Here is a 26,030-nt window from a genome sequence, read left to right on the forward strand (position 1 = left end):
CACCGCCCCTCAGAGCCGATTAGTTGCCGGTCATGCCCAGCAGCTCATTCGCACGAACGCGAGCCCAACGCTCCGCGTTCAGCACCGCCTCCAGCGTCAAATCAGCGTCAGAGACAGCCTCAGCGCTACCGGTGTGCTCCTCCAGCACGCGCGCCACCGAATCGACAATGTCGGTAAAGCGAATCGCGCCCGCGTGAAATGCTGCCACGGCTTCCTCATTGGCGGCGTTGAACACTGCCGGGTGGGTGCCGCCGACCTTACCGGCCTCCTTGATCATGCGCACGGCGGGGAATGCTTCCTCGTCCAGCGGTTCGAAAGTCCAGGATGATGCCTTCGACCAGTCACAAGCGGGCACGGCACCGGGGATGCGGTGCGGCCAGGTCAGACCCAGTGCGATGGGCAGCACCATGCTCGGCGGCGACGCCTGCGCCATGGTGGAGCCGTCTACGAACTGCACCATGGAGTGCACGACGGACTGCGGGTGAACCGCCACGTCGATACGGTCCAGGTCCACGCCGAACAGGTGGTGCGCCTCGAGCACTTCTAGTGCCTTGTTGACCATGGTTGCCGAGTTGGTGGTGACGACCAGGCCCATGTCCCAGGTGGGGTGTGCGAGCGCCTGCGCGGGGGTCACGTCGTGCAGCTGTTCGCGCTTGTAGCCGCGGAACGGGCCGCCTGATGCGGTGAGGATGAGGCGGTCGATTTCTGCGTCGGTTCCGGAGGCGAGTGCCTGCGCGAGGGCGGAGTGTTCGGAGTCGACGGGCACCATGGGGGTGTCTAGGGGCGATGCGTCAACGGCGGCGCGTACGAGCGGGCCGCCTGCGATGAGGGATTCCTTGTTGGCGAGTGCCACACGGTAGCCGCTGTTGAGGGCGGTGAGGGTCGGTTCCAGGCCGATGGAGCCGGTAATGCCGTTCAGGATGGTGTCTGCCGGGTGCGCTGCCGCCTGTACGGATGCTTCGGGGCCGTGGGCAATCTGCGGGGCGTAGCCGGTGACGCCGGCTTCGGAGGCTGCCGCCTCGATGAGTTCGCGCAGGCGCTGTGCGTCTTCGGCGGTGCCGCTGGTGGCGACCAGTTCGGCGCGCACGTGTACTGCCTGGCGTGCGAGCAGTTCGAGGGAGCGGGAGCCCGCGGAGAGGGCGACGACCTTCAGCGGTGCGTCTGCTGCGGAGGCACTGGTGCCCTTGAGCGCGGCGAGGTGGTCGATGACTTCCATGGCTTGGGTGCCGATGGAGCCGGTCGAGCCGAGGAGGGTGACGCGCTGCGGTGCGCGGGTGAGTTCTGTGAGGGCGTCGGTGAGGCGGTCGCGGCTGCCGCCGACGCGTGCTGAGGATCCAAACTTCATGGTTCTAGTGTCTCATGAGCTCGCGGGTGTATCTGGGCGTGTAGCCTCGCCTCGGCGCAGAAGCCGCTACATAGAAAACCTCAGCGCAGAAGAATCCCCCACCCTGTCATTCGGGGCGAGGGATTCAACGCATACGTTTTAGAGCAAATCCTGCAGCAGCTCAATGCATCGGTCCAGGAAAGCGTCCACCTGGGATTCCTCGTAGCTGACGGTGCCCGAGGCGGGGCGGAACTTTGCGTGGCGCACCACGGAGGGGTCCAGCGGCTCTTCGCTGTTGAGCTGGGCGTACACGCGGTCGCAGATGGCGTCCACGTCGCCGACGAAGTAGCCCATGTGGCGGCGCTTGCTGGGACGGCGGAAACGCTCACCGGCGGGGCGTTCCAGGCGGCCAGCGAGCAGTTCGCCGGTCTCTACGAGGGAGCGTTCCCAGTTGTCCAGGCCGTACGCCTCAATGTAGCGGCTGCGTTCGAGCTTGGCGAAGCGTTCCTCAATCTTTTCGAGGGCGCGGTCGACCACGTCCAGCTGGTAGCCGCCGGGTTCTTCACGGAAGACGACCTGGCGGATTCGTCGGGAGGTGTAGAGGTCTTCGGGCAGTTCGGAGGCTCCGCTGAGCTTCTCATAGTCCTCGGCGAGGCGGGTGAACAGGCGGTCTACTTCACTACGCTTGTAGCCGGGTTCGGTTTCTCCGGCACGGGCAAATCCGCCTCCGTGGGTGGTGCTTGCCAAGGTGGCTCCTCTCGACGATTGAACTTTAAGAATACCAATGCGCAGGCTACCCGGTGCAAGGTGGGCGGGCGGTGTCTTAGATATAGTCCCTTGCTCCCCTATTCAGCGGGTACAGCAAAGCCGGATACAGCAAACCGGGTACAGCAAAGGCGGGGCGCCCCTCCCCCACTCGTGGGAAGAGACGCCCCGCCTCCGAGCGATAAAAGCTTGAAGCTTTAGAGCGGCATAATAAACCGGAAAATCAGGCAACCTGCCGCCGCAGCGAAAAGAATAGAGTCCAGGCGATCCATCATGCCGCCGTGGCCGGGCAGAATATTCGACATGTCCTTCACACCCATACGGCGTTTGAACACGGACTCGACCAGGTCACCGGCAGTCGACGCGACCACCATGACCGCCGCCAGCGGAATAGCCCAATACCAGGGCGAACCCATGGCTGCCAAGGCGATAGCGCCAACAACCGCCGAGCCGACGAAGGAACCAGCCAGCCCCTCCCAGCTTTTCTTCGGGGAAATCTTCGGCGCCATCGGGTGCTTACCCCAATTCACGCCGGCAATGAAGCCGAACGTGTCATTGCAGATGGCCATCAGCAGAATCATGAGGATACCGCGCTCGCCGTGGTCCGTCTGGAAGTAGACCATGGCAATACCCAGCATCAGCGGCACCCACAGCAGAGCCAGGGCGCTACCGCTCAAAGACTTACCCAGTGAGACCTGACGGTCAGCACGCACGAGAGCAGAAGAAAGCAACAGCGCCAGCAGGCTCACCGCCAGGGCGATGCCCAGCCCGGTAAAACCGAACAGGTAGGACACCACCACAATTGCGCCAGACAGGGCACCCAGTAGGTATTCCGGGATGCCGTAGCCGCGGCGGGTGTTGAGCACGTGCCCAATTTCCCAGGCGCCCAACGCTGCCGCGCCGGTAGCGATCGCAACAAAAACCGGCTGGTAAATCAGGCCCAGCACCAATAGCACGCCGAAACCAACACCCACACTAATGGCGGCGGGCAGGTTACGGCCAGCTTTGGCGCTGCGCGACTTCACCGGCGTTGCAGCGGTCTGCGGGCTCGGCTGTGGAGCAGGCGGCGCGCTTCTCTCTTCTTTCGCTTCTTTGCGTGCACTCATTAGGGTTTAGACCTCGAGCAGTTCAGCTTCCTTGTGCTTGTACAGTGCGTCGACCTGGTCGATGTGCTTCTTGGTCTGTGCGTCCAGTTCCTTCTCAGCACGTGCGCCTTCGTCTTCACCGATTTCGCTGTCCTTGACCAGCTTGTCGATAGCGGTCTTAGCGTGGCGGCGAACGTTACGGATGGAGATACGAGCCTCTTCAGCCTTGTGGTTGACGAGCTTGGTGTATTCCTTACGGCGCTCAGCGGTCATTTCGGGCATGACAACGCGGATAGCTGCACCGTCGTTGCTGGGGTTAACACCCAGGTCGGAGTCACGCAGAGCCTTCTCGATAGCTGCCAGTGCAGTCACGTCGAAGGGAACGATCTTGACGGTACGTGCGTCCTCAACGTTGAAGGACACCAGCTGCTGCAGCGGGGTCGGTGCACCGTAGTAGTCGGCGGTCAGGCCGCTGAAGATTGCGGGGTTCACACGACCGGTGCGGACCTTAGCGAACTCAGTCTTGGTTGCTTCGATGGTCTTTTCCATCTTCTCGCCGGCTTCGGCAAGGATTTCTTCGATCACGAAAGGATCTCCTTTGTCGGTATTCTGGGGTACCAGAATTGTCGGTGGGTGCGCGTTCAGCCCTCACGGTTCCCTACCGGTTCGCGGCGCATCCGAGGCGAAAACCGTAAGGATAAGGCGAAGTCGACGGGAAAGAGGCAGAACGTCGTATTTGATATAAGTCTAGACGGTACCGGCGGGCATAAGCGAGTTTTAGCGCTTACCCGCGCGGTACCGTCCAGAATAAGTCCGCGCTATCGAGCACGGTCACAGTGTGAGGGGGCGTTCCGTACGCCCAAACCTAAAAATTTAGGGGTTAGCGAGTAACGAGGGTACCCATCTTCTCGCCCAGAATTGCGCGGGTCACGTTGCCCTCACCCTGCATGCCGAACACGCGCATAGTCACGTTGTTGTCGCGGCACAGGGAGAACGCGGTCTGATCCAGCACGCGGATGTTGCGCTGCATTGCCTCATCGTAGGTGAGGTTGTACAGGCGCTCAGCGTTGGGGTCCTTGTTCGGGTCAGCAGTGTAGATGCCGTCCACACCGTTCTTAGCCACCAGAACCTCATCTGCGTGGATTTCCAGGGCGCGCTGAGCAGCCACAGTGTCGGTAGAGAAGTAGGGCAGACCCGCACCAGCACCGAAGATCACGACGCGGTCCTTCTGCATGTGGCGAATCGCGCGGCGAGGAATGTAAGTCTCAGCAACCTGCGGCATGGTGATAGCCGACTGAACACGGGTGTCAATACCCTCCTGCTCCAGGAAGTCCTGCAGAGCCAGGGAGTTCATCACGGTACCGAGCATACCCATGTAGTCTGCACGGGAGCGGTCCATACCCGCCTGAGAGAGTTCAGCACCGCGGAAGAAGTTGCCGCCACCAATCACGATGGAGGTCTCAACTTCGCCAACGGTTGCGGCGATCTGCTTAGCGATGCTGCGCACGACCTCGGTCGAAATACCAACTTCGCCGCCACCAAAAACCTCACCGGAAAGCTTGAGCAAAACGCGGCGGCGGCCGGTTTCGTCACGGTGCATCGGGCGGGGATTCGCTTCAGTCATGGTTCCTCCAGTGGCTTACCTAGGGATTGTTGTGGGTGATTGGGGCGGACTCCTGCCGCCTAGTCCTTATCAAGGATACAGCAAAGCCGGGTAGCCACCAGTGGTGACTACCCGGCTTCAGGCTATAATCCCAACCTCATACGATTTCCCTTACCGGGAACCCGCAATACGGGAGGGCAGAACTGCAGCGAGTCCTTATGCGCCCACGCGGAAACGTGCGAACGCGGTAGCGGTTGCGCCAGCCTCGGACAGAACCTGTGCGACAGACTTCTTGGAGTCCTTCGCGAAGTCCTGATCCAGCAGGGTGTTCTCCTTGAAGAAGCCCTTCAGGCGACCCTCAACGATCTTGTCCAGAATCTTCTCGGGCTTGCCCTCAGCGATTGCGGTCTCGCGAGCAACGCGCTTCTCGGTCTCGATCTGGTCTGCGGGGATGGACTCGGAATCCAGGTACTTGGGGCTCATTGCAGCAATGTGAACTGCAACGTCGTGTGCGATCTCGTCGGTGTTCTCACCGGAGACAGCCAGCAGAACGCCAACCTGTGCCGGCAGGTCCTTGGAGGTCTTGTGCAGGTACACTGCAACGTGCTCACCCTCAACGCGTGCAATGCGGCGGACAACGATCTTCTCGCCCAGCAGTGCGCCAGCGTCGGTGGTCAGCTCCTCAACGGTCTTGCCCTCGTAGGATGCAGCCTGCAGCTCTTCCAGGGTGGAAGCGTCAGCAGCAATAGCAGCCTCGAGCACGTTCTGGCCGAAAGCGATGAAGGGGTCGGACTTTGCCACGAAGTCGGTCTCGGAGTTGACCTCAACCATGTAGCCAACGCCGTTCTCAACGCGTGCAGCCACCAGGCCCTCAGCGGTTGCGCGACCCTCGCGCTTGGTGATGCCCTTCAGACCCTTAACGCGGATGATCTCGGCAGCCTTCTGCTGGTCGCCGTTAGCCTCGTCCAGAGCCTTCTTGACGTCGAGCATACCTGCGCCGGTCTTCTCGCGCAGTGCCTTGATGTCTGCTGCGGTGTAGTTCGCCATTGTGAACTCCTTGTGTTGCTGTAATAAATCGGGATGACATCCCGGTGGTACAAATGGCGGACGGCGCCGCGCCCAGGTCAGGGCGGGCGCCGTCCGAACGTGGTCCCCGCAAGCGGGGGCCACAAAGCATAAAGCTTAGTGGGCTAAGAAAGCTTACTTAGCTGCCTCTTCAGCCTGTGCAGCCTCGTGCTGCTCCAGGAGCTCGCGCTCCCAAGCTGCCATGGGCTCCTCAGCTGCTTCAGCCTTGCCGTTCTTCTTAGCGTTGCGCTCGATCAGGCCGGCTGCCACTGCGTCAGCAATCACGCGAGTGAGCAGGTTGACGGAGCGGATAGCGTCGTCGTTACCGGGGATCGGGAAAGCAACCTCGTCGGGGTCGCAGTTGGTGTCGAGGATAGCAACAACGGGGATGCCCAGCTTCTGAGCCTCGTTAACTGCCAGGTGCTCCTTCTTGGTGTCAACAACCCACAGGAGGGAGGGAACCTTGGACAGGTTGCGGATACCGCCGAGGGTCTTCTCGAGCTTCTCGAACTCGCGACGCATGAGGAGCAGTTCCTTCTTGGTGTAGCGAGAACCTGCTACATCGTCGAAGTCAATCTGCTCGAGTTCCTTCATGCGCTCGATGCTCTTGGAGATGGTGCTGAAGTTGGTCAGCATACCACCGAGCCAGCGGTGGTTCACGTAGGGCATGTTCACGCGGGTTGCCTGCTCAGCGATAACTTCCTGAGCCTGCTTCTTGGTACCCACGAACAGGATGTTGCCACCGTGTGCGACGGTCGACTTAACAGCCTCGTATGCCTTGTCAATGAAGGCGAGGGACTGCTGCAGGTCGATGATGTAGATGCCGTTGCGCTCGGTCAGGATGAAACGCTTCATCTTGGGGTTCCAACGGCGGGTCTGGTGACCGAAGTGAACGCCGGAGTCCAGCATTTCACGCATAGTTACGACGGGCATGTCGTCTCCTTTGTGGTGCCGCGCGGACCTCCCATTCAGGCTAGCCCAACGCGCGCATAGTAGTTATCAGTTTTTCCTGGCGGCGGTTAGCATTCACGGTTACCCGTTCAGCTCAGGCCCTAACCACCCCGTGTGGGTGGACCGAAGGTCCCTTATCGGCTCCCCATTTGAGGATGCCGCTCACGCCGCGCGTCGTCAGTGATGCTGTGCGGAATCCCTCGAAGAGGGAGAATACCCGCGCAGGCACACTGCAATACGACATTGTACCGTATATTCCGCGATTAATCCGCCGGATTAGGGTTAAAACCTGCGCAGGCGCGGTGAGTGTGTGCAGGGGCACTGTGGATAAAGGATTTTAAGGCGAAAACGGCGGGGTTATCCACAATTTTTCGCGAGGCCCTGCGAGGCGGGGCAATTCGTGATGTGCTCAGAAGATGAAGCAAAACATGAAAAGTTTAGAGAACTCGTTGCGGCACGCGGCGCTGGTGGCGTGCTGCCTGCTGGGCGTGCTCGTGTGTGCTGGTGGGCAGGGCTACGCGGGTGGGCAGGATTATTCGGGCGGCGCGGGTGCCTGGAACAATGCCTTCTCACGTGCCGAGGCTCCCAACACCGTTGAACTCGCCGCGAGCCGACTACGCTACCGCTCCCCCACCGCCGCATCCAGACCGCGGGTAATCCATCCCTTTGAGAAGCCCGCCCAACGCTGGAGTGCCGGGCACCGCGGCGTAGACCTCGCCGTGCCCGAACACGACCGGCGCGTCTACGCACCGGCACCCGGCAAAGTGGTGTTCAGCGGCACGGTCGTCAACCGCAAAGTGCTGGTCCTTGCGCATCCGGACGGGCGGCGCAGCACCTTCGAACCCATGGACGAAGCGCTCCCCGTCGGCACCACGGTTGCAGCCGGTGAGGTCATCGGCACCGTCGCGGTCACGGCGGGCGGCAATAGCGAGCGCCCCTACCAGCGATGCTCCACCCCGTGCCTGTACTGGGGTGTACGCCAGGGAGGCGCCCGCGGGGACGGCAGCGGCAAGGAAGCAGAGTACATCAACCCCATGAGCCTGCTGGGCTCGAAGGAGCCGAGCATTCTGCTTCCCGTGGCAGGCGGGTATTAGGAGCAGGCGCTAACGGCGACAAGCCGCAGATACAGCTGTGGCCCGTCACCTCCAAAGAAGGAGGCAACGGGCCACAGGAGCCAGTCTAGAGTTCGCTCACTAGCGTAGGTGCTAAAGACAGCTGATTACTGGAGGATGTCACCATCATCAGCACCGAACTGGTTCGGCTGTACAGGCTGCTGAGCAGTCTGACCGGGCTGTACAGGCTGAGTGGGCTGTGCAGGCTGAGCCGGCTGGGCGGCCTGCGCATCGTACGCGGGCATTGCCTTGGTCGGTTCGTTCTCGCCGTAGTTCAAGCCGTGCTGCGGGGTGAACACCTGAGTCGGCGAATCATCACCCGCGGCGTAGGCGGTGTTCTGCGCCGGGTAGCCGGGCTGAGCAGCGTAGCCGCCCTGTGCAGGGTAACCGTTCTGCGCACCGTAGTTCTGTGCAGGGTAGCCGCCCTGTGCGTCAGCCTGGGTTGCACCGTAACCGGTTGCAACACCAGCCGCAGCGCCCAGTGCAGCAGCCGAAGCGGCACGACGCTCACGGCCCTTCGCACGAGCCGCCGCAATCTTCTTGCGGAACAGGAACAGCAGAATCAGGATGAGCAGCAGCAGACCCACAATAACCGCATCCACGATTACATCAGTCATGCTCAGACCGGACACCGGAACGGTCAGACCGGAGGTGGTGCTCACTCCGCGGTCAGTCTTGACGCTCAGCTCGCCACCGTTGACGGTGAGCTGCACGTGCTGAGAGTTCTTCGCGAGGCTGTTCGCGGCATCAACCTTCTGCTGATCCAGCGAGGAGAAGGTCGGAGCCTTGAAAGTGAACTCGAAGGGAGCGGAGTAGTAGTTGCCCAGCTTCGAAGAGAGCTTGATCTCCGGGGTCACCGTGTAGTCGGAACCGAAGGGGTGGTAGCCGCCGGGGCGGGTGACGGTCACCTTCGAATCGGGCAGGTACTCGTTCAGACGCTGGTTGAACTCGTTCTGGTCCTTACCGCGAACCTTCACGCTCACGATGGTGGCGTCACCATCCTGACGGACCTCGGTCTCATCATTACCGCCGCCTGCGAATGCGTTCTTCAGGGCATCTTCTGCGCCAGCAATATCAGAGGTCGGGAAAGAGTAAAGGAAACGCGCTTCCATAGAACCGTCTAGGCCCAGGGAGGTAGCTACCTTCATGCCCTTCATGGATACCTTCTGCGAGAGGTAACGGCTCAGATGCAGAACGCTCTTCGAAGAGGAAGAACCGGAGTTGCCGGTATTGTCGACCCGGTAGCTGTGGTCGGAGCTGTCCTTGATGATAGCTTCCAGACCGTTACCTTCAGGGGAGCACAGGAGCGAGCAGTCCAGAACACCCTTCATGGTCTTACGGACGTAGAAGCTCTTATCTTCTTCCTTCACCTCGCGGGTGTAGCTCAGGTCGGTAGTACCTGCACCCAGCAGCTTCTTAAGCTTTGCGTTCAAATCGTCCAGCGAAGAGGCGCTGAAGGTCAGGGTACGACCGATTTCTTCCTTTGCCGCGCTCGTGGAGGCAGAAGGTGCCATGTAGGTTGCCTGAGAAGACTCCAGGCCCTTCTTCAGCTCGGAGCCCTCAGGCTTGACCTGGTTCAGGTAGGCATCGACTGCCGAGGCAGTCTCGGTGTTCATAATGTCCTTCGCAACAAAGGAAACCATGACCGAGTAGCCGCTGTCCTTCTCCTGAATTTCAAGAACCATCACCTTGAAGCCTCGGTCCTGAACATCCTTCGCGGAGATAGTGGAACCGCCGGAGTTCTTCACTTCCTTATCGCCCAGCTTCACAGTGGTTTCGTTGTTACTGCTGTTGAACACACTGGTCTTGCGGGAGGAGTCGATAACGCCATCCACGACAAGAGCTTCAGGGAGCCATTCCAGCAGTTCCTTCGAGGTGAAGTTCTCCTTCACCTGAATGCCCTGAACCAGACCCTGCTCAGAGTTGAGGATGGTAATGGTCGGCTCAGTCTTCGAGCTCGAAGCCTTCAGAATAGAAGCCACCTTGGTACGGTACTCATCCACCGAGGAGAAGGGAATGGTGAAGGTTGCACGCGCCTTGTCGCCCTCGGTCTGAATACCAGCGTATTCCAGCCCCTGGGGCAGGTGCTTACGCACGGAAGCATCGAGAGCTTCAACGCCGCCCTTAATCTTGTCCTTGTTGTCCTTCATATCGAAGGAAACCTGCATGGTTCGGGTACCCTTCTCGGCGCTTTCAAGACCAAGCTGAGTATCAATCTTCGCACCGCAGGCACTCAGAATCAGCGCTGCAATGGTCAGCAGAACCGCCAGGAACATCCAACGCTGACGAGCCGGTGCGCTCGAAGTATGAGTCATGGTGTGCATCTTAGGATCCCATCAGGCGAATAGCCACGTAGTAAACGATCATGGATGCCAGAACCCAGGCGGTGCTCAGCGCCGCGTGCATGATAATCGGGGACTTCGCGAAGCGGCCCAGACGGTTCAGCCCCAGGTAGGTCAGAGCCTCACCCGAGAACACGGCGAAGGCAAGCACCAGGCCCATGAGCATGGTCAGGAAGAACGCGCCGTCACCGCTACGGGTGAGGCTCAAGAAGAATACGAGCAGGTTCAGCAGCAGGAACGAAGGAATCAGCACCAGAGAAGACACCGACACAGCGTGCATGCTTGCGGTGAAGGAAGCCGGCGCCTTGCCAATGCGCGCGGTCAGCTGTAGCTGCACACCGCGCAGAACCTGCACGCCGAAGATGGCAAGAGCCATCAGCACGTACGCCAGAATCAGGCGTCCGGTAGGTATAGCCTGCGAAGCATAGGCACCACCGTAGGCACCACCTCGACCGTACATGTAGCCCATCATGGACATCGCAACAACAGCAGCCAGGAAAAGTAGCTGGCTGAAGAAGAACGCACCCACCAGCGACTGCAGAGTCGTGGGAACAATCCAACCCCATGCGCCAGCAGAAGAGATGCGGGCGTGCGCGGTCGCCGGGTTGCTGGAGAAAACGTCCAGGAACGCGTTCCAGGTAGCGCCCAGCGCCTTCACCGCCGGATGCGGTGCGCTCGGCGCGTAGACCGCCTGGCCGGGCTGACCCGGCTGCGCAGCACCGGGCTGGGTAGCTTCGGGCTGGGGTGCGGCGGCAGGCTGACCGGGCTGAGCGGGAGCTGCCTGAGCCTCAGAATTCGGCTGTGCATTAGCGTTTACCTGAGCGGGCTCAGGCTGAACGGGCTGCTGAGGTGCTACCGGTGCGGCAGGCTGAGCAGCATTACCCTGCTGGCTCGACTGCACGGGCTGGCTCGGCTGAGCAGCCTGAGCTACATTACCCGGCTGAGCAACCTGGCCCGGAAGCGAAGCGTCCTGTGCGGGACGCGCGCCAGCATCGTAGCCGTAGCCTCCGGCTACACCCTGCGACGGGTTGTTGGGAGTGTTCTCCGACATTGAGATCCTCTCGTATGGTGTGTGGAAGCAACACCTACCGGCAGAATCGGCATCTACCGGCGGCATCACACTGTCCTTCGTGACAAGACTCTTCAACCCTACCGTATTGAACGGTATGATGCGTCTTCGTTCGTCATTTACTCATTTTCATCACCGTTGATGCATTCCATGCACGAAAATAGGCCCCCTGCGTGCACGACAAAAGAGCACGAAATGAGGGCGCGAAAAAGCCCCGCCCGCCGACAAGTGGGTGAAGTCGACGGGCGGGGCCGTAGGGAGTGCGGGGCTCGAACCCGCGACCAAGGGATTATGAGTCCCCTGCTCTAACCGGCTGAGCTAACTCCCCATCCGGTGCAGCGACGGCGCGCAAGGGGCGCCAGCACCATCCTCTAGAGTACCTGAACAGCGACTGAGAACGAAAAACGCTCAATCAACTACTCAGCACCTAAAGAAGCTTATCGGCGCGAATCCAGGTAACGCTGGTACGGAGCGTCGCTCACGTACAGTTCCTCGAAGGTACGCCAGGTGTTCTCCGCGCTGTGGAAGCCCACGATGCGGCGGGACTCGCGGCCCATCTGCTCACGCTCAGCGGCGGGCAGGGAGAGCACAGCCTCCAGCTTCTTCGCCAAATCCTGAGCGTTATTGGGTTCGAAGAGGTAACCGTTCACGCCATCCTCCACCAGGTGCGGCAGAGCCAGCGCGTTCGCGAGCACCACGGGGGTGGAGGCGCTCATCGCCTCCAGGGAAACCAGGGACTGCAGCTCAGCGGTACCGGGCTGGCAGAACACGTCAGCCATCTGGTACACCTCGGGCAGATGCTCATCCGGAACGAAGCCACGGAAAATCACGCGATCAGCAACGCCACAATCGTGCGCCTTCTGCTCGAGAGCCTCACGCAGTTCACCACCGCCGGCAATGTCAAGCACCACGTGCTCGAGGGTATCCGGCAGCAGGGAGAGCGCTTCAATGAGCACGTCCACATTCTTCTCTTCAGCCAGGCGGCCCACGAAGGCGATACGCAGCTCACCGGGCACCTTGCCGGCGTCCGCGCCCTCAGCCAGCTCGTAGTCGCTGATTTCAATACCGTTAGAAACCGGCATAACCGGGCGGTCAAAATGACCCAGGTCGCGCATCGCATCCGCGCCAATCTGGGTGGGGGTGGTAACGACCGCAGTTTTGGAGAAGCAGAAACGCATATCCTTCCAGGTCGCCTTCTCAATCACACGCTTCACAGCGGAGGGGAAGGGCAGGAACGGATCAAGGTTCGCCGGCATGAAGTGGTTAGTTGCGATAACGCGGATACCGCGGCGCTTCGCCTGGAAAATCAGCGCGCGACCAATGATGTAGTGGCACTGCACGTGCACCACGTCCGGGCGGACCTCGTCGAGAATCGCACCGACCTCGGACCAAATCTCCCAGGGCAGGCAGATACGGTTCGTCTCATGGGTCGGGGGCAGGTGCGAGCGCAGGCGATGCTCCACGATGCCGCCCTCTACCTCGGTGCGGTAGCTGGGGCCGGGGATGGGGCTGGCAGCGACTACGTGTACGGAGTGGCCGCGCTTGAGCATGGAAGTAGCCAGGCGGTGGCCGAATTGTGCTGCACCGTTGATGTCCGGCGGGTAGGTTTCTGCGCCAATCAGAATCGTCTTTGCCTGTTCCATGACGGGGCTCCTCATCGGGGTGTAGTGTGTCGGTGACTTTGGGGTTTCGGGTGCGACGGTGCGCCGCTTCTACCTCTGTCTGCCGCGTGCACCGGGTGGGTCCAGCACGTACAGCACTTGTCTATTCTACCTGTGAGCTGCGTCCTTCTCCGACTTGTGGCGGGCGGCTTTGGCTGGGAGTTACCTCTATACCAACCGCTGAGACAGACGCCCGGAACCTGCCCGTAGACGCACAAACGCCCCGATACGAATATCGGGGCGTTTGGACGCCGACGTTAAACCTGTACCGGTTTTAGCGGCGGCTAGGTTTAGCGGCGAACAGTGTTTAGCGGCGAACCAGGCGGTTCAGGAAGTGCAGGACGGTTGCAATGGATGCACCCAGTGCTGCGAAGGACTTCCAGCGTGCCTGCAGAACCTCGGGCTTACGCACGTTCTCTGCCAGGCCGCGGCCGGTAGCTGCTGCACCTGCAGCAACCTCGGAGGGCACTGCCTTGAGTGCATCCAGAGCCTGCTGGGTGTTGGACTGAACGTCGCCGGTGTAGGACTGCAGGTCGTCGCGCAGGGCTGCCAGGTGCTGGCGACGCTCTGCGGTGCGCTGCTTGAGCTCTTCGAAGGTCGGCGGCTTGGGCTCTTCCTCACCGCGTGCCTTGCGCTCTTCAGCTTCCTTACGGGCGCGTTCTGCTGCCTCTTCGGCTTCCTTAGCCTTCTGCTCGGCGCGCTCTGCCTGTTCCTTCTTCAGGCGCTCAGCGGACATGGCGGTACCTTCCTTGAGTACGCCGAGGTCGAAGAGCAGACCGAAGATTGCGGATTCGGGCTTGAACGGCAGCTGAGCCTTGACCTTCTTCAGACCGACCAGTGCGCAAATTGCCAGGACGATGAGGAAGATGAGGGCGAAGATCAGCGCGGATGCCCAGTAGGGCATGACGGTGCCGAGGCCGAGGATTGCTGCGGCGACCAGCGCAATAATCAGGAACAGACCGAAGACTGCTGCGACGCCGAAGAAGGCTGCGCCCTTACCAACGGCGATGCCCTTGGTCTTCAGCTCGTGCTTTGCAATCTGGATTTCGTCCTTGACCTGGCTGGGTCCGAGGGTCTTGAAGGTTTTGCCAGCGTCGATGATGTTCGCGACGCCGGACTTAATCCCGCTGATGCCAGCAAAGAAACGCTTGGGTGCCTTGGGATTAGTAGTAGTGGTCATGACCACCTCTCCGTGACGTGTTTTTGGAGGCTTCTTTTTCGCACTCCACCTCCTATAGTTTAGCCCCTTATGATACCTCCGCGTGACCGTTTGAACGGGGGTTTGCGCTATCTCTTCAGGTATTTTCGACTTTCTGGAGGCTGTGTTGAGCTGCGGGCGTAGCATTCTGGGCTTGGTTGCGTCTGTGGATTTGCTCTGGAGTAGGTGCAAGAGGATGCCGATGCGCCGCTCCCCCGCTACGCGCCGAGTGGGTGCGTGGCGCGTGGGGGTGGGGAACTTTTCGGTGCGTTAGATTTCACATTTTTACAGGGTACATTTTTGCAGGGTGAAGTATCTTTGCCTCGCCGGGGGCGTAAGCCCAAGGGGTTGCTGGTTCACGACTTGGGGAGAACGTTCCGACTGGACTCGATACAGCGGGGTGAAGATTTTCCGAGCGCGCGAGGAACCAAAAATCTTTGCCTCGCCGAGGGCGTAAGCCCGAGGGGTTACTGGTTCGAGCCAGAGGAACAGATAAAGCAAGAATCCCCAGGGCGGAGCCCTGAGGATTCTTGCTTTATACGCTCCCCCGACTGGACTCGAACCAGTAACCCTTCGATTAACAGTCGAATGCTCTGCCAATTGAGCTACGGGGGATTATTTTGTTTTTGTTGTTTGGTTTCCCTTGCAACGAGTAATAACTATACCGGGGCTGTTTGGGCTCCGCAACTTGAAATACCGTGAAGTGTATCACTCTTTAGGTTGTGAGTTTGGGCTCCGGTTAACTCGCGCTACTCCCCCGGCCACCTGCGGAGCGTGGGTGTTCCGATGGTAGCCGGGGGTGCGTCCTCAAGAGCCTGGGCTAGCCGCGCTGTGCGGCGAGCTGACGGCGGCGCATCTCCAGCTCGAGGAGCTGACGCTGTACCGCTTCGAACTCTTCGTCGTCGGGGTTTGCGCTGAGCTGCTCTAGGCGCATCATCAGGTCGGATTTTTGGCGGGCAATCTGCTGTTCAAACAGGGCATTGAGTGCGCCAGTCACAAAACCGGGCAGACGCTCAGCGCTGCTGACCGGTAGCGGTGAGACGGCGAGCTCCGCGATGGCGGGATGTACGCCCTCCACAGCGCCGGAGCGCACGCAGTTGATCCATTCGATACCGGGGGTGGGCGCCATGACGGTTGCCGCATGAATAATGCCGGCGGCCACCTCGCGGTGGGTGCGGTAGCGGAACTGCACGGTGGCGAGGTTACGCCACTGTTCCACGCTGATAAGCTCGGGGTGCTGCAGGGCAATCTCGAGCGCCGCCTTTTCGAGGCGGGCAACCGGGTCGCGCGGGTCGGGGGTGAGGAATTCCTCGACGGCGGGGGCGGTCGCCTCCGGCTGGGGTGCGGCGGGTTGAATGCTGCTCGGCGGGTGCGCGGCAGCGTTCTGCCCGGCGTAGGCGCTGGGTGCGGCGTGGTCTTCCGGTGGCGGTGCATCGTAGGCGGGGTCGTAGGGCGCGTCAGCATGAACTGTCCCCTGAGCGCCCGCGTAACCCGGCGCACCCGTATAGCCCGGCGTGCCCGGCGCGCTCTGCGGCCCCTCGTTCAGACGCTCGTAACGCGGCGCGGCGGCGGTAGCCTCCGCCTGCTGGGTGCGCGAAAGCTTCGGGTGGTTCTGCGCGTACGCCACGGCGCGCTGAATCTCGTCGAGCTCCAGCCCGAGCTGACCGGACACCTTACGCATGTAGGCGGGGCGCAGGTCGCGGTCCTTAATGCCGGCAATAATCGGGGCGATAGCGCGCATCGCCAGCACGCGGCCCTCCAGGGTCGCCAGGTCGTACTTGGCGAGGGTCGAATCAATCGCGAACTCGAAGAGCGGGCGGCGCGAAGCAATCAGCGAGCGCACGGCGGCGTCGCCCTTGTGCAGGCGCAGGTCGCAGGGGTCCATACCGTTCTCGGCAACCGCCACGAAGGTCTGCGCGACGAAGCGCTGGTCCTCCTGGAAGGCTGCCATGGCGGCTTTCTGACCTGCGGCGTCACCGTCGAAGGTGAAGATAATTTCGCCGCCGGAGCCGTCGTCGGTAATCATGCGGCGCACCATCTTGATGTGTCCGGGGCCGAACGCAGTTCCACAGGTGGCTACGGCGGTGGTGATGCCGGCAAGGTGTGCCGCCATGACGTCCGTGTAGCCTTCCACGATGACGACCTGCTTGGTCTTCGCCATATCGCGTTTTGCCAGGTCAATGCCGTAGAGTACCTGGGACTTCTTGTACAGCTGCGTCTCGGGGGTGTTCAGGTATTTGGGGCCCTGGTCGTCATCGAAGATGCGACGGGCACCGAAGCCGATGGTCTCACCGGCGATGGTACGAATCGGCCACATAATGCGGCCGCGGAAACGGTCGTACAGGCCGCGGTTACCCTCGGAGAACATGCCGGTCGCCTTCAACTCCTCATCGGTAAAGCCCTGGGAGCGCAGGTGCTTGAGCAGGTGGTCCCAGCCGCGGGGTGCGTAGCCGACACCGAACTTGCGGGTTGCGGCGGGGTCGAAGCCGCGGGCGCCGAGGAAACGCTGCGCCTCCTGCGCGTCCGGTGAGTAGAGGTTGCGTTCGAAGAACTCGGCGGCAATCTTGTGCGCGTCGAGCAGGCGGCGGCGCATACCCGCCTCGTAGCGGTCGCCGGGCTTACCGCCCTCATAGTGCAGGGTGTAGCCGATGCGCGCGGCAAGACGCTCCACCGTCTCAACGAAACTGGTGTGCTCCATCGCCATAACGAAGGAGTACACGTCACCGGATTCACCGCAACCGAAGCAGTGGTACGAGCCGACCTGCGGGCGCACATTGAAGGAGGGCGTGCGCTCGTCATGGAACGGGCACAGCCCCTTGAAGGTGCCTATACCGGCGCTTTTGAGGCTTACGTAGCCTTCAATGATTTCGCGGATATCGGTACGGGCGCGGACTTCGTCAATGTCTTCTTTGCGGATTAATCCAGCCATAAACTCAATTCTACGGTGGGGGTCAACAGGTAACGCCTGTGGGCGTTACGGGTGCACAAAATAGGGTCAGAAAAGGATGTGCCGCGACGCGCAAACAGCACGCCGCGGCACACAAGTACGGGTGTTTAGCCGCCGGAAATATCCAGCTCAGCCTCCACCAGACCCAGACGCTCAGCGTCCCCCAGGATGCGCGAATCCAGCCAGCCATCGGGCAGGTGCGGCTGCTTGGGGCTGCCCGCGCGACCGCGCGAACCCTCCACAGCGGCGCCCGGGTAACCAATCGAGTGATCCAGCTGAGCAATCAGCTCACGGAACGTCGCCAGGTCGGGCACCTGAGCCATCTTCGCGCGCAGCTCGCCGCCAACCGGGTAACCCTTGAAGTACCACGCCACGTGCTTGCGGATCTCGCGCAGGCCGCGGGTCTCATCGCCGAAAGTCTCCACGAGCAGTTCTGCGTGGCGGTAAATCATGTCCGAAACCTCAGTCAGGGTCGGGCGGATGCGCTCCGAGGAACCCTCAAATGCATTCTGCAGGTCACCAAACAGCCACGGGCGACCCTGGCAACCGCGACCAATCACCACGCCGTCCACGCCGGTCTGCTCAACCATGCGCACCGCATCCTCGGCGGAGAAAATATCGCCGTTACCCAGAATCGGCACGTCCGGAATCAGTTCGCGCAGCTGAGCAATCGAATCCCAGTCAGCCTTACCCGAATAATGCTGAGCCGCAGTACGGCCGTGCAGAGCAATGGCCGCAACACCGGCATCACGCGCAATCTTGGCGGACTCCAAGAACGTAATGTGGTCATCATCGATACCCTTACGCATTTTAATGGTCAGCGGAATATCGTTGCGGGAGGCTTCCTTGACCGCCGTCTGCACAATCGCCGTGAACAGGTCAGTCTTCCAGGGCAGGGCGGCACCGCCACCGCGGCGAGTCACCTTAGGAGCCGGGCAGCCAAAGTTCAAGTCAATGTGGTCGGCACGGTCCTCTTCAACGACCATGCGCACGGCCTTACCGACGTTGACCGCGTCCACACCATAAATCTGGATGGAGCGGATCTTCTCGTCCGGGTCATGCTCAATAATGCGCATGGACTCGGGCTTACGCTCCACGAGGGCGCGCGCAGTCACCATCTCGGTAACGTACAGGCCGCCACCATATTCACTGCAGAGGCGGCGGAAAGCCTTATTGGTCACGCCAGCCATCGGGGCGAGAACCACGGGAGTATCAACGGTCAGTTTGCCCAGTTTCAGGGGCGGAAGGGTAAGACGGGGTGCTTCAGAATTCACCCCTATATTGTGGCATACGGGGGCAAATCGGGAACCGGACTCAGCTGACGGGGTACAGAGCTATCGGGGTACAGCGGCACAGCACAGGCGGATTTTTTGGAGGCGCACGGCGGCAGTATGCGATGGACGATGGCACTCGCAGGTACGCGAGAGGGGCAGCACACAAAAAAAGGGGGCAGGGAAGCATTCCGCTCCCCCGCCCCTTCAGCAAGAGTCAGCCCGCAGGCTCGGTACCGAGAACCTACTCGCGAACCTACTCGGTCACGTAAATATAGGTCGGATCACCCTCCACCGAGGCAGTACCTGCACGCAGCAGCACGTCGGTCACCTGAACCAGCGCCTCCATGGCGTCGTCAACCTCAACCAGCACCGGGTACTTAGCGCTCAGCAGGGACAGCACCTGCATAATCGCCTCCACGGCGCCCTCATTATCGAAGTCGTAACCCAGCAGCAGTTCGGTGGCGGTGTTCTCATTCACCAGCGCCGCCTCCGGGTCAGTCTCGAAGGGGTGGTAGCTCACCGCAAACGCGACAATCGGGCCCTTCTTACCCTCGGCGGCAGCCTCACGAATATGGTCGCGAAGCACCACGGCACCAAAAGCACGCACCTCATCCGAAAGGAAGTAGCGGTTCACCGTGCCCAAACCCACCTCGGCAGGAACATCCCACTCGTGGGCGCGGCGGTAAAAATTCCACAGCGCAGAAGTCAGCTCCACCGAACCGGTCGCCAAATCCTCAATCGCCTGAGTCTCGTTACCGTCAGCATCCTCACGCAGAGACACCGGGGGAATCGCGCCCGGCTCCACACGCACCATACGGGAGCGCTGAATCAGCTTCATGCCGGCAGCCTGCGCGAACTCCTCACCGTCGCTAAACGGCGCTAGCTTCACGCGCAGAGCAGTGGTCTGACCGTGCGCCGCCGCAATCTCACGCAGCGCATTCAGCAGCGCGGTACCAATACCCTGACGGCGGTGATCAGCCGCCACCTCAACATACGACCACAGACGCGCCGGATGCAGCAGCGAAGCCACCACGGTACCCGCCGCCACCGGAACACCCGAAACAGTCACCACCAGAGTGCGGCTAAACGGCGCATCCGTATCCGGGCCGAAAAGGCCACGCTGGCGCTCCTCAACCTCATTGCGGGCAGAGTTCCAGATTTCAAGCAGGGCAAGGTCATCACCCTCCTGCCAGGGGCGAATCTCAAATTTTTCGCTAAGGCGTTCAGCCATATCCGTGTGCCTTCCTTCGCTCGCGTCTATCGTGCCAATCAGTCTAACCAGGGTAGCCCAAATACACGACGGCGGGTAGCCTCTTTCGCTCTAAGAGGCTACCCGCCGACCGTGTGATGAATATTTTTAGCCTGCCAGGCGTGCAGCCAGGTAGGACTTCACCTGATCCAGAGCCACACGCTCCTGGTTCATGGTGTCACGCTCGCGGATGGTCACAGCCTGATCCTCGAGGGTATCGAAGTCCACGGTGATGCAGAACGGGGTACCGATCTCATCCTGGCGGCGGTAACGGCGACCAATAGCGCCCGCCTCGTCGTAGTCCACGTTCCACAGGCCGCGCAGCTCGTTCGCCAGCTTGGTTGCCGGCTCAGACAGTTCAGCCTTCTTGGACAGCGGCAGAACAGCAGCCTTGACCGGTGCCAGGCGCGGGTCAAGCTTCAGCACGACGCGCTTGTCCACGCCACCCTTGGTGTTGGGTGCCTCGTCCTCAACGTATGCGTCAACGAGGAACGCCATCATGGAGCGGGTCAGACCGAAGGACGGCTCAATCACGTACGGCACGTAACGCTCGCCGGTAGCCTGGTCGAAGTACTCAAGCTTCGCGTTGGAGTGCTCGTTGTGCACGCCCAGGTCGTAGTCGGTACGGTTCGCAACGCCCATCAGCTCGCCCCACTCGGAACCCTGGAAGCCGAAGCGGTACTCAACGTCAATAGTGCCAGCCGAGTAGTGTGCACGCTCCTCCTTGGGGACGTCGAAGCGGCGCATGTTATCCGGGTTAATGCCCAGGTCAACGAACCAGTTCCAGCAGTCCTCAACCCACTCGTTGAAGTACTTATCAGCGTCATCCGGGTGCACGAAGTACTCGATTTCCATCTGCTCGAACTCACGAGTACGGAAAATGAAGTTACCGGGAGTGATCTCGTTACGGAACGACTTACCGATCTGGCCAATACCGAACGGCGGGCGCTTACGAGAAGCAGTCACCACATTGTTAAAGTTCACGAAAATACCCTGAGCGGTCTCCGGGCGCAGGAAGTGCAGACCCTCCTCGTTGTCGACCGGGCCCAGGTAGGTCTTCATGAGGCCGGAGAAGTTCTGCGGCTCAGTCCACTCACCACGAGTGCCACAGTTCGGGCAAGCAATCTCTTCCATGCCCTCAGCCGCGCGGCCCTTCTTCGCCTCAAAGTTCTCCAGCAGGTGATCCTGACGCAGACGCTTGTGGCACGACAGGCACTCAACCAGCGGGTCGGTGAAGGTCGCCACGTGACCGGACGCCTCCCACACCGCACGAGGCAGAATAACGGAGGAATCCAGGCCGACCATGTCCGCACGGGAGCGGACGAAACGCTGCCACCACTGCTGGCGGATGTTTTCCTTCAGCTCTGCACCGAGCGGACCGTAGTCCCATGCGGAGCGGGAACCGCCGTAAATTTCACCGGCCTGGAAAACAAAGCCGCGGCGCTTCGCGAGCGCAATAACGTTATCGAGGGTGGACTTTTCAGCCATAGTTACTCCTTCTGCCCCGCCACCGGCTGTGACGTGCGTGAGTTCGGGTTCATAAGGGACGCAACCCAGAACGGGGCGCCCGTATTCGCGCTCATCGGCGCAATATGCACACTTTTTGATGCAAGACACTAGGGTACCATCACCACCCCGCCCCTGGGTATGCTCTTGCCCCTCGCCACTCCCCCAAATCTCTGGAAACCAGGATGCACCCAGCGGGATAAACTAGAAGGCATGGAAGAAATTTTTATTCGCGACGACATGATCCGCCTCGGCCAGTTCCTCAAGCTCGCCAACCTCGTAGAGGACGGCGCGCAGGCACGCGAGGTCATTCAGCACGGCCTGGTAAAGGTCAACGGCGACATTGAGGAAGCACGCGGCAAGCAGCTGCACCCCGGCGACACCGTGACCTTCAACGGCGTGACCGTGAAGGTCGCGCACGAGGACTAACCCGACCTCTTATTCCGTTTGAGATAGGGCGTTAGAGTGAGGGACGGCGTCCGTCCTCGTTCCTCTCCCCCGGCCCAAGGAAGCAGCCGGTGCGCACCTTCCTACGCTCCTACAGGGGAACCCACCCTCTCGGGTGCTCCGCTCTTCCTTGCTTCGCTGCGGAGAGCACCCGAGAGGGTACCCTGATGTCGCTTTCGGAAGGTGCACCGGCACGCTCCGGCAGCGGGGCCGAGAGCGGCTACCCGGAAAACGCGGCCGCACCCGCACAGTACCCCAGCGCGGAAAGGCGGTATCGTCCGAAGTGACATCAGGGTGCCCGAAGCGAAGCGAGGGCGGGTTCCCTGTAGGAACGAGGACGATAACCGCCTTTCCAAGTGGAACTGCACAGAACCGAGCGGAAGCAGAACTACACGTAAGGCCCCCGAGTCATGATGACTCGGGGGCCTTCCCTATAGCCGTTTTAGGCGTCAGAGCCTTCCACGGTGCCGGTCGCCTCCGCAACCTTCTGCGCACGAATACGCGGCTCCTGACCCTGCACCTTCACCTCCAGGAACTCGCCCACATGGCGAATCTCCATGGGGCCAACGCCGTGGCCGATACCGGCGTACAGCACCTTGATGCCGTCGGTGTACTTGCGGATCCAGTCGTAGGTGTAGTTCACTATCTCCTGCGGGATGACGGGGTCTTCCTGATCGCGGCCGAAGAACACCGGCAGTTCGGTCTTCTTCAGCTCCTCGTCCTTGAAGTACGGCGAATCCGAGTCCACGGCGTAGCCGGACAGTCCCACCACTGCGGCGAACTCGCCGGGGGCGTGACGCACCATCGAAGTTGCGATGCCCATACCCTGCGAGAAGCCCAGCAGGGTCACCGAAGCATACGGCTCGCGGTTCGCGCGCACCCACTCCAGCACGTAGTCGCTCGCCTGCTCAATAGCACGCTGGTCGGATTCGAGCTGCTGGTTCAGCGGGTACCACTGGTAGCCGATAGCGTCTGCTGCAATGTAGGCGCCGGTCGAGTCCGCGGAGAACTGGGTGCCAACCGGCTGCGGTGCACGCATGGAGGCGTAGGTGAAGCCCTCCTGCGGAAGGTGCGCCGCCAGAGACAGCAGGTCGTGCTCCTGGGAGCCGTAGCCGTGCAGCATGAGCACCAGGTGGGTGCCTGCACGTTCGTTCGCGGGGCGGGTGTATTCGACGACGTATTTGTTTTCGCTCATGCACCCATCTTAGCGAGGACTCCCCCACAAACCTGCACCGCAGGTTCCGCCGCTAGCTTGACCCTCACCTAACGTCAGGTTCTACAGTGAAACCATGGACGCGAACATAACACCACCTGACGGGCACCACGAATACACCGTAGGAGAAGCGGCATCATTACACGGGCTCACAGTCCGCACGCTTCACCACTGGGAGCAGCGGGGCTTACTCAACCCGGCGCACGATGAGTTCAACGGGTACCGGTACTACACCGATACAGACCTTGAACGAATCACCGTCATCATGGGATACCGCGCCATCGGTATGAGCCTTGACGCCATTCGCAACATACTGCAGGATCGGGCGAACAGCACCGAGCATCTGCTCGCTCAGCGGGATATGCTTCAACGCAAAATCGCCGCGTATGGGCGCATGCTTGAAACCATCGAACGTCTTTTGGAGGACACTATGGCACCTAAAAATGAGCAGCTCACCGCTGCCGAAAAAGCAGAGATTATGGGTGAAGGGTTCAGCCTCGCCCACCAGCAGGAAGCGCAGGAGCGTTACGTGAAAACTGACGACTGGGCTGAATACCAGCGCCGCACTGCCTCGATGGACCGTGCCGACTGGCAGAACGGCAAACAGCAGATTGACGAGGTAGAACAGGCCCTCGTCGAGGCGTTCAACCGCGGCGTGCAGCCGGGCAGCGAGAAGGCGAACGCGCTCGCCGAGCGGCACCGCGCCTCCCTGTTCTTCTTTGAGGTCACCCCCGCCAAGCACGCGATTCTGGCGCGCGGCTATGTTGAGGATGCCCGCTTTAAGGCGCACTACGAGAAGCTTGCGCCTGGGCTTGCGGAGTGGCTGAGGGAGGTCATCTTTGAGAACGCTCGTGCGCACGGTGTCAACCCCGAGGAAGCTACCTGGGGTTAAATCTTTGGGCTGAAAATACCCAGTAACTAGGGGTGAGTAGCTGAGTGTGAAAGCTGAGCACAAAAATACGCCCGGTATTCCCCACGTCGGGAATACCGGGCGTCGGCATGCATACCTGCATGAAAATTAGACGGTTATCTAGCGGGTGCCGTCGAGGTGACTGCGGTGCTCCTGAATACGGCGATCCAGGTGCTCAAGGTTCTGCTGCAACCCCGCAATCTCGTTTTCAATCTTTCGGCGGGCTCGCTCCATCACATCGACGGAGAGGGCGTGATCATCCGGGTTGTCCAAGATTGTACGAATGTCGGCAAGACTCATGCCGGCCTGACGGCAGGTAGCAATAAACCGTGCTGCGGAGATAGACTCCTCATCAAAAATACGGGTTCCGTGAGCATCACGGGGCACCGCAATGAGCCCCTCTTTTTCGTAATATCGCAGGGCGTGGGTGCTCACCCCCAACTGCTCCGCTACCTCTTGAATACTTACCACAGCGTTAATGCTATGGGGTTAGAGCTGGTCTAAAGCAAACCGAGAACCTTTACCTTCCGGTGTAACAGGAGGCTACTTCCGCGGTATCTCGCGGAGGTTTCGCAAAACACCCGAAAAACCGGAAAATATTCCCTGACTTGGCATAACACTCTTCATAAAGATAGAAAAAATGCCGGACGCTCGCATCATACGAACGCCCGACATTTTATTACATAACCCTATGGGTGAAGGTTAATTCACGGTGGGCGGAAGGACAGTTGAGAATACCCAGTCATTCCCTCACAATCCCACACCCACTGTTTGGATAAAACAACATTCAGCAGGATGCGTGAAACGCCTTCGGGCGCCGGTCGAGTTAGCGATTAACAGCGCCGTACAGACGAGTCATCGATTCCAAAGCTTCACGTTCACGCTGCGCCTCACTCGGGGTGGCGGATTCATCTTCAACGCCGAGGGCGCGCGCCAGAATCTTCTCCACCTGCTTCGCCTCAATCAAGAAGCCGTCATGGCCGTGGTTCGACTCGATAATGTCCACGGTAACCGGGGTGGGCAGCGCCTCCGCCAAGCGGTGCGACTCGTGCGGGAAGAACAGACGGTCCGTGTTCACCGCCGCAATCGTCCACTCACAATCGGTGTGTGCCAGCGCCTGCGCCAGGGTGCCGCGGCCACGAGCCACATCGTGCGAAATCAGCGCCTCATTCACAGCCAGGTAGCTGTTCGCGTCAAAACGCTCAACCAGCTTAGCGCCGTGGTGGTCCAGGTAGCTTTCAATGGCGTAGCGGCCACGCGGCTCACCCAGCGAACCGCCCACAGTGTTTTCGCCGCGGTTCTCCTCACGGCCGAAGCGGTGCTCCAGCTCTGCGGGGCTGCGGTAGGTGGTGTGCGCGATACGGCGCGCCAGAGCCAGACCGGCAGTCGGTGCAGGACCGGCATAGTAGTCGCCACCGGCAAAGTTCGCATCCGAACGAATCGCAATGTTCTGAGTGTGGGCCCAGGAAATCTGCTCCGCCGTAGCCGAAGGACCGGAGGCGATGACCGCGCATCCGCGCACCAGCTCGGGGTTGGTTGCCGCCCACTCGAGGGCGCGAGCGCCACCGAGGGAACCACCAATCACGTAGCGGAAACTCGTCACGCCCAGTGCACGAGCCAGGTGCGCCTCCGCACGCACAGAGTCGCGGATGCTCACCTGCGGGAAGCGGGAGCCCCAGTGCTCACCGGCGCCCGGGTAGCCTTCGGGAATAATGCTTGCCGGGCCGGTGGAACCGTAACAGCCACCCAGAATATTGGGGGCAATCACGAAGTAACGGTTGGTGTCCACGACCGAGCCGGGGCCTACGATGCCTTCCCACCAGCCATCCGATTCGATAGCGCGAATCAGCGGGGCGGGCATGTCGGGGGTGGGCACGCCACGGGAGACGTGCGTATCACCGGTGAGCGCGTGCAGAATCAGGATGGCGTTATCGCCAGCCTCGTTGAGAGTACCCCAGGTTTCGTAGCCGATGGTGACCTGCGGCAGGGTCACGCCGGATTCGAGCTCCAGGTCGCCGATGTTCAGCTGACGCAGGTAGCCTTGCGCTTCGGGATGCTCGCGCTGGGTGCCCGCCACGGGGATGGGCGCGGTGACAGGCTGGTTGATAGTGCCGGGCTGGGCGGTACCAGACAGGCTAGTGCCGGACTGGCTAGTGCTCTGGGCGGTCATGGGGGGGTTCCCTTCACTGGGTTGGCCGGCGAGGTGGTGCCGGGTGTGAGCGGGGTACTCGTCTGTGGGTAGAAGAAGCAACGGGTTGGGCGGCTCAGCGCCGCGCGCTCATGAAATGCTCCGTAACGGGGAATCCGCA

The 26,030-nt window shown here is 61.0% G+C and carries 21 protein-coding genes, 2 tRNA genes and 1 pseudogene; 4 read left to right on the forward strand and 20 right to left on the reverse strand.

What is annotated here, in order from left to right:
• Nucleotides 1-19: 19 nt before the first annotated feature.
• The 7 genes from dxr to rpsB form a co-directional block, all read right to left on the reverse strand.
• Nucleotides 20-1,345 carry a 1-deoxy-D-xylulose-5-phosphate reductoisomerase gene (gene dxr, locus AB8C10_RS05050; RefSeq protein ID WP_368867053.1) on the reverse strand — a complete coding sequence of 442 codons (1,326 nt, stop codon included), beginning with the start codon at nt 1,343-1,345 and terminating at the stop codon, nt 20-22.
• A gap of 138 nt (nt 1,346-1,483) precedes the next feature.
• Nucleotides 1,484-2,071: a cell division protein DivIVA gene (locus tag AB8C10_RS05055; RefSeq protein WP_368867054.1), complete on the reverse strand. Its 588-nt coding sequence runs from the start codon at nt 2,069-2,071 to the stop codon at nt 1,484-1,486.
• 215 nt (nt 2,072-2,286) lie between these two features.
• Nucleotides 2,287-3,195, reverse strand: coding sequence for a phosphatidate cytidylyltransferase (locus AB8C10_RS05060; protein WP_070594107.1), 909 nt, complete (start codon nt 3,193-3,195; stop codon nt 2,287-2,289).
• Between the two features lie 6 nt (nt 3,196-3,201).
• Nucleotides 3,202-3,759, reverse strand: a complete 558-nt coding sequence (gene frr / locus AB8C10_RS05065) for a ribosome recycling factor (protein WP_049350195.1) — start codon at nt 3,757-3,759, stop codon at nt 3,202-3,204.
• A gap of 295 nt (nt 3,760-4,054) precedes the next feature.
• Entirely contained in the window at nt 4,055-4,798 is a 744-nt protein-coding gene (gene pyrH, locus AB8C10_RS05070; RefSeq protein ID WP_005507067.1) for a UMP kinase, read from the reverse strand.
• A 195-nt stretch (nt 4,799-4,993) separates the two neighbouring features.
• Nucleotides 4,994-5,824 carry a translation elongation factor Ts gene (tsf, locus tag AB8C10_RS05075; RefSeq protein ID WP_070600713.1) on the reverse strand — a complete coding sequence of 277 codons (831 nt, stop codon included), beginning with the start codon at nt 5,822-5,824 and terminating at the stop codon, nt 4,994-4,996.
• A 153-nt stretch (nt 5,825-5,977) separates the two neighbouring features.
• On the reverse strand, nt 5,978-6,775 hold the full coding sequence (gene rpsB, locus AB8C10_RS05080) for a 30S ribosomal protein S2 (protein WP_005508818.1): 798 nt from the start codon (nt 6,773-6,775) through the stop codon (nt 5,978-5,980).
• Nucleotides 6,776-7,221: 446 nt separating this feature from the next.
• Between rpsB and AB8C10_RS05085 the strand changes: the two genes are divergently transcribed.
• Entirely contained in the window at nt 7,222-7,887 is a 666-nt protein-coding gene (locus AB8C10_RS05085) for a M23 family metallopeptidase (RefSeq protein WP_368867055.1), read from the forward strand.
• Between the two features lie 125 nt (nt 7,888-8,012).
• Here AB8C10_RS05085 and AB8C10_RS05090 read toward each other — a convergent pair whose 3' ends face one another.
• The 10 genes from AB8C10_RS05090 to AB8C10_RS05135 all read right to left on the reverse strand — a co-directional run bounded on the left by AB8C10_RS05090 (nt 8,013) and on the right by AB8C10_RS05135 (nt 21,133).
• Nucleotides 8,013-10,220, reverse strand: a complete 2,208-nt coding sequence (locus AB8C10_RS05090) for a flagellar motor protein (protein ID WP_368867056.1) — start codon at nt 10,218-10,220, stop codon at nt 8,013-8,015.
• A gap of 10 nt (nt 10,221-10,230) precedes the next feature.
• Entirely contained in the window at nt 10,231-11,298 is a 1,068-nt protein-coding gene (locus AB8C10_RS05095) for a hypothetical protein (RefSeq protein ID WP_368867057.1), read from the reverse strand.
• Nucleotides 11,299-11,570: 272 nt separating this feature from the next.
• Nucleotides 11,571-11,644, reverse strand: a tRNA-Ile gene (locus AB8C10_RS05100).
• 109 nt (nt 11,645-11,753) lie between these two features.
• Nucleotides 11,754-12,959: a glycosyltransferase gene (locus AB8C10_RS05105; protein ID WP_368867058.1), complete on the reverse strand. Its 1,206-nt coding sequence runs from the start codon at nt 12,957-12,959 to the stop codon at nt 11,754-11,756.
• Between the two features lie 325 nt (nt 12,960-13,284).
• Nucleotides 13,285-14,157 (reverse strand): phage holin family protein, encoded by an 873-nt coding sequence (locus AB8C10_RS05110; RefSeq protein WP_294625200.1) that lies wholly within the window; start codon nt 14,155-14,157, stop codon nt 13,285-13,287.
• 560 nt (nt 14,158-14,717) lie between these two features.
• Nucleotides 14,718-14,790 (reverse strand) — tRNA-Asn (locus AB8C10_RS05115).
• 205 nt (nt 14,791-14,995) lie between these two features.
• Nucleotides 14,996-17,104, reverse strand: coding sequence for a DNA primase (gene dnaG / locus AB8C10_RS05120; protein ID WP_368867059.1), 2,109 nt, complete (start codon nt 17,102-17,104; stop codon nt 14,996-14,998).
• Between the two features lie 125 nt (nt 17,105-17,229).
• A complete protein-coding gene (gene dusB, locus AB8C10_RS05125; RefSeq protein WP_049341672.1) occupies nt 17,230-18,396 on the reverse strand; it encodes a tRNA dihydrouridine synthase DusB in 1,167 nt (388 codons plus the stop codon).
• A gap of 253 nt (nt 18,397-18,649) precedes the next feature.
• Nucleotides 18,650-19,627, reverse strand: coding sequence for a GNAT family N-acetyltransferase (locus AB8C10_RS05130; RefSeq protein ID WP_294627475.1), 978 nt, complete (start codon nt 19,625-19,627; stop codon nt 18,650-18,652).
• A 126-nt stretch (nt 19,628-19,753) separates the two neighbouring features.
• On the reverse strand, nt 19,754-21,133 hold the full coding sequence (locus AB8C10_RS05135; protein ID WP_005507052.1) for a glycine--tRNA ligase: 1,380 nt from the start codon (nt 21,131-21,133) through the stop codon (nt 19,754-19,756).
• 231 nt (nt 21,134-21,364) lie between these two features.
• Here AB8C10_RS05135 and AB8C10_RS05140 point away from each other — a divergent pair, with 231 nt between their 5' ends.
• Nucleotides 21,365-21,580, forward strand: a complete 216-nt coding sequence (locus tag AB8C10_RS05140) for an RNA-binding S4 domain-containing protein (RefSeq protein ID WP_005508828.1) — start codon at nt 21,365-21,367, stop codon at nt 21,578-21,580.
• A gap of 460 nt (nt 21,581-22,040) precedes the next feature.
• On the opposite strand, the gene AB8C10_RS05145 is transcribed toward AB8C10_RS05140, so the two are convergent.
• On the reverse strand, nt 22,041-22,793 hold the full coding sequence (locus AB8C10_RS05145; RefSeq protein ID WP_368867060.1) for an alpha/beta hydrolase: 753 nt from the start codon (nt 22,791-22,793) through the stop codon (nt 22,041-22,043).
• Nucleotides 22,794-22,887: 94 nt separating this feature from the next.
• On the opposite strand from AB8C10_RS05145, the pseudogene AB8C10_RS05150 reads away from it, so the two are divergent.
• Together AB8C10_RS05150 and AB8C10_RS05155 are read left to right on the forward strand one after the other, a co-directional pair.
• Nucleotides 22,888-23,166, forward strand: a pseudogene (locus AB8C10_RS05150) (MerR family transcriptional regulator); the annotation flags it as partial.
• A gap of 75 nt (nt 23,167-23,241) precedes the next feature.
• The gene (locus AB8C10_RS05155; protein WP_368867084.1) at nt 23,242-23,703 is read left to right on the forward strand and encodes a TipAS antibiotic-recognition domain-containing protein; all 462 of its coding nucleotides are present in this window, start codon (nt 23,242-23,244) and stop codon (nt 23,701-23,703) included.
• Between the two features lie 138 nt (nt 23,704-23,841).
• On the opposite strand, the gene AB8C10_RS05160 is transcribed toward AB8C10_RS05155, so the two are convergent.
• Nucleotides 23,842-24,192, reverse strand: coding sequence for a MerR family transcriptional regulator (locus tag AB8C10_RS05160; protein WP_012903963.1), 351 nt, complete (start codon nt 24,190-24,192; stop codon nt 23,842-23,844).
• A gap of 355 nt (nt 24,193-24,547) precedes the next feature.
• On the reverse strand, nt 24,548-25,891 hold the full coding sequence (metX, locus tag AB8C10_RS05165) for a homoserine O-acetyltransferase MetX (protein ID WP_368867061.1): 1,344 nt from the start codon (nt 25,889-25,891) through the stop codon (nt 24,548-24,550).
• Nucleotides 25,892-26,030: the final 139 nt, after the last annotated feature.

This window comes from Rothia mucilaginosa, from assembly GCF_964210535.1.
In the GTDB taxonomy this organism is placed as follows: domain Bacteria; phylum Actinomycetota; class Actinomycetes; order Actinomycetales; family Micrococcaceae; genus Rothia; species Rothia mucilaginosa_F.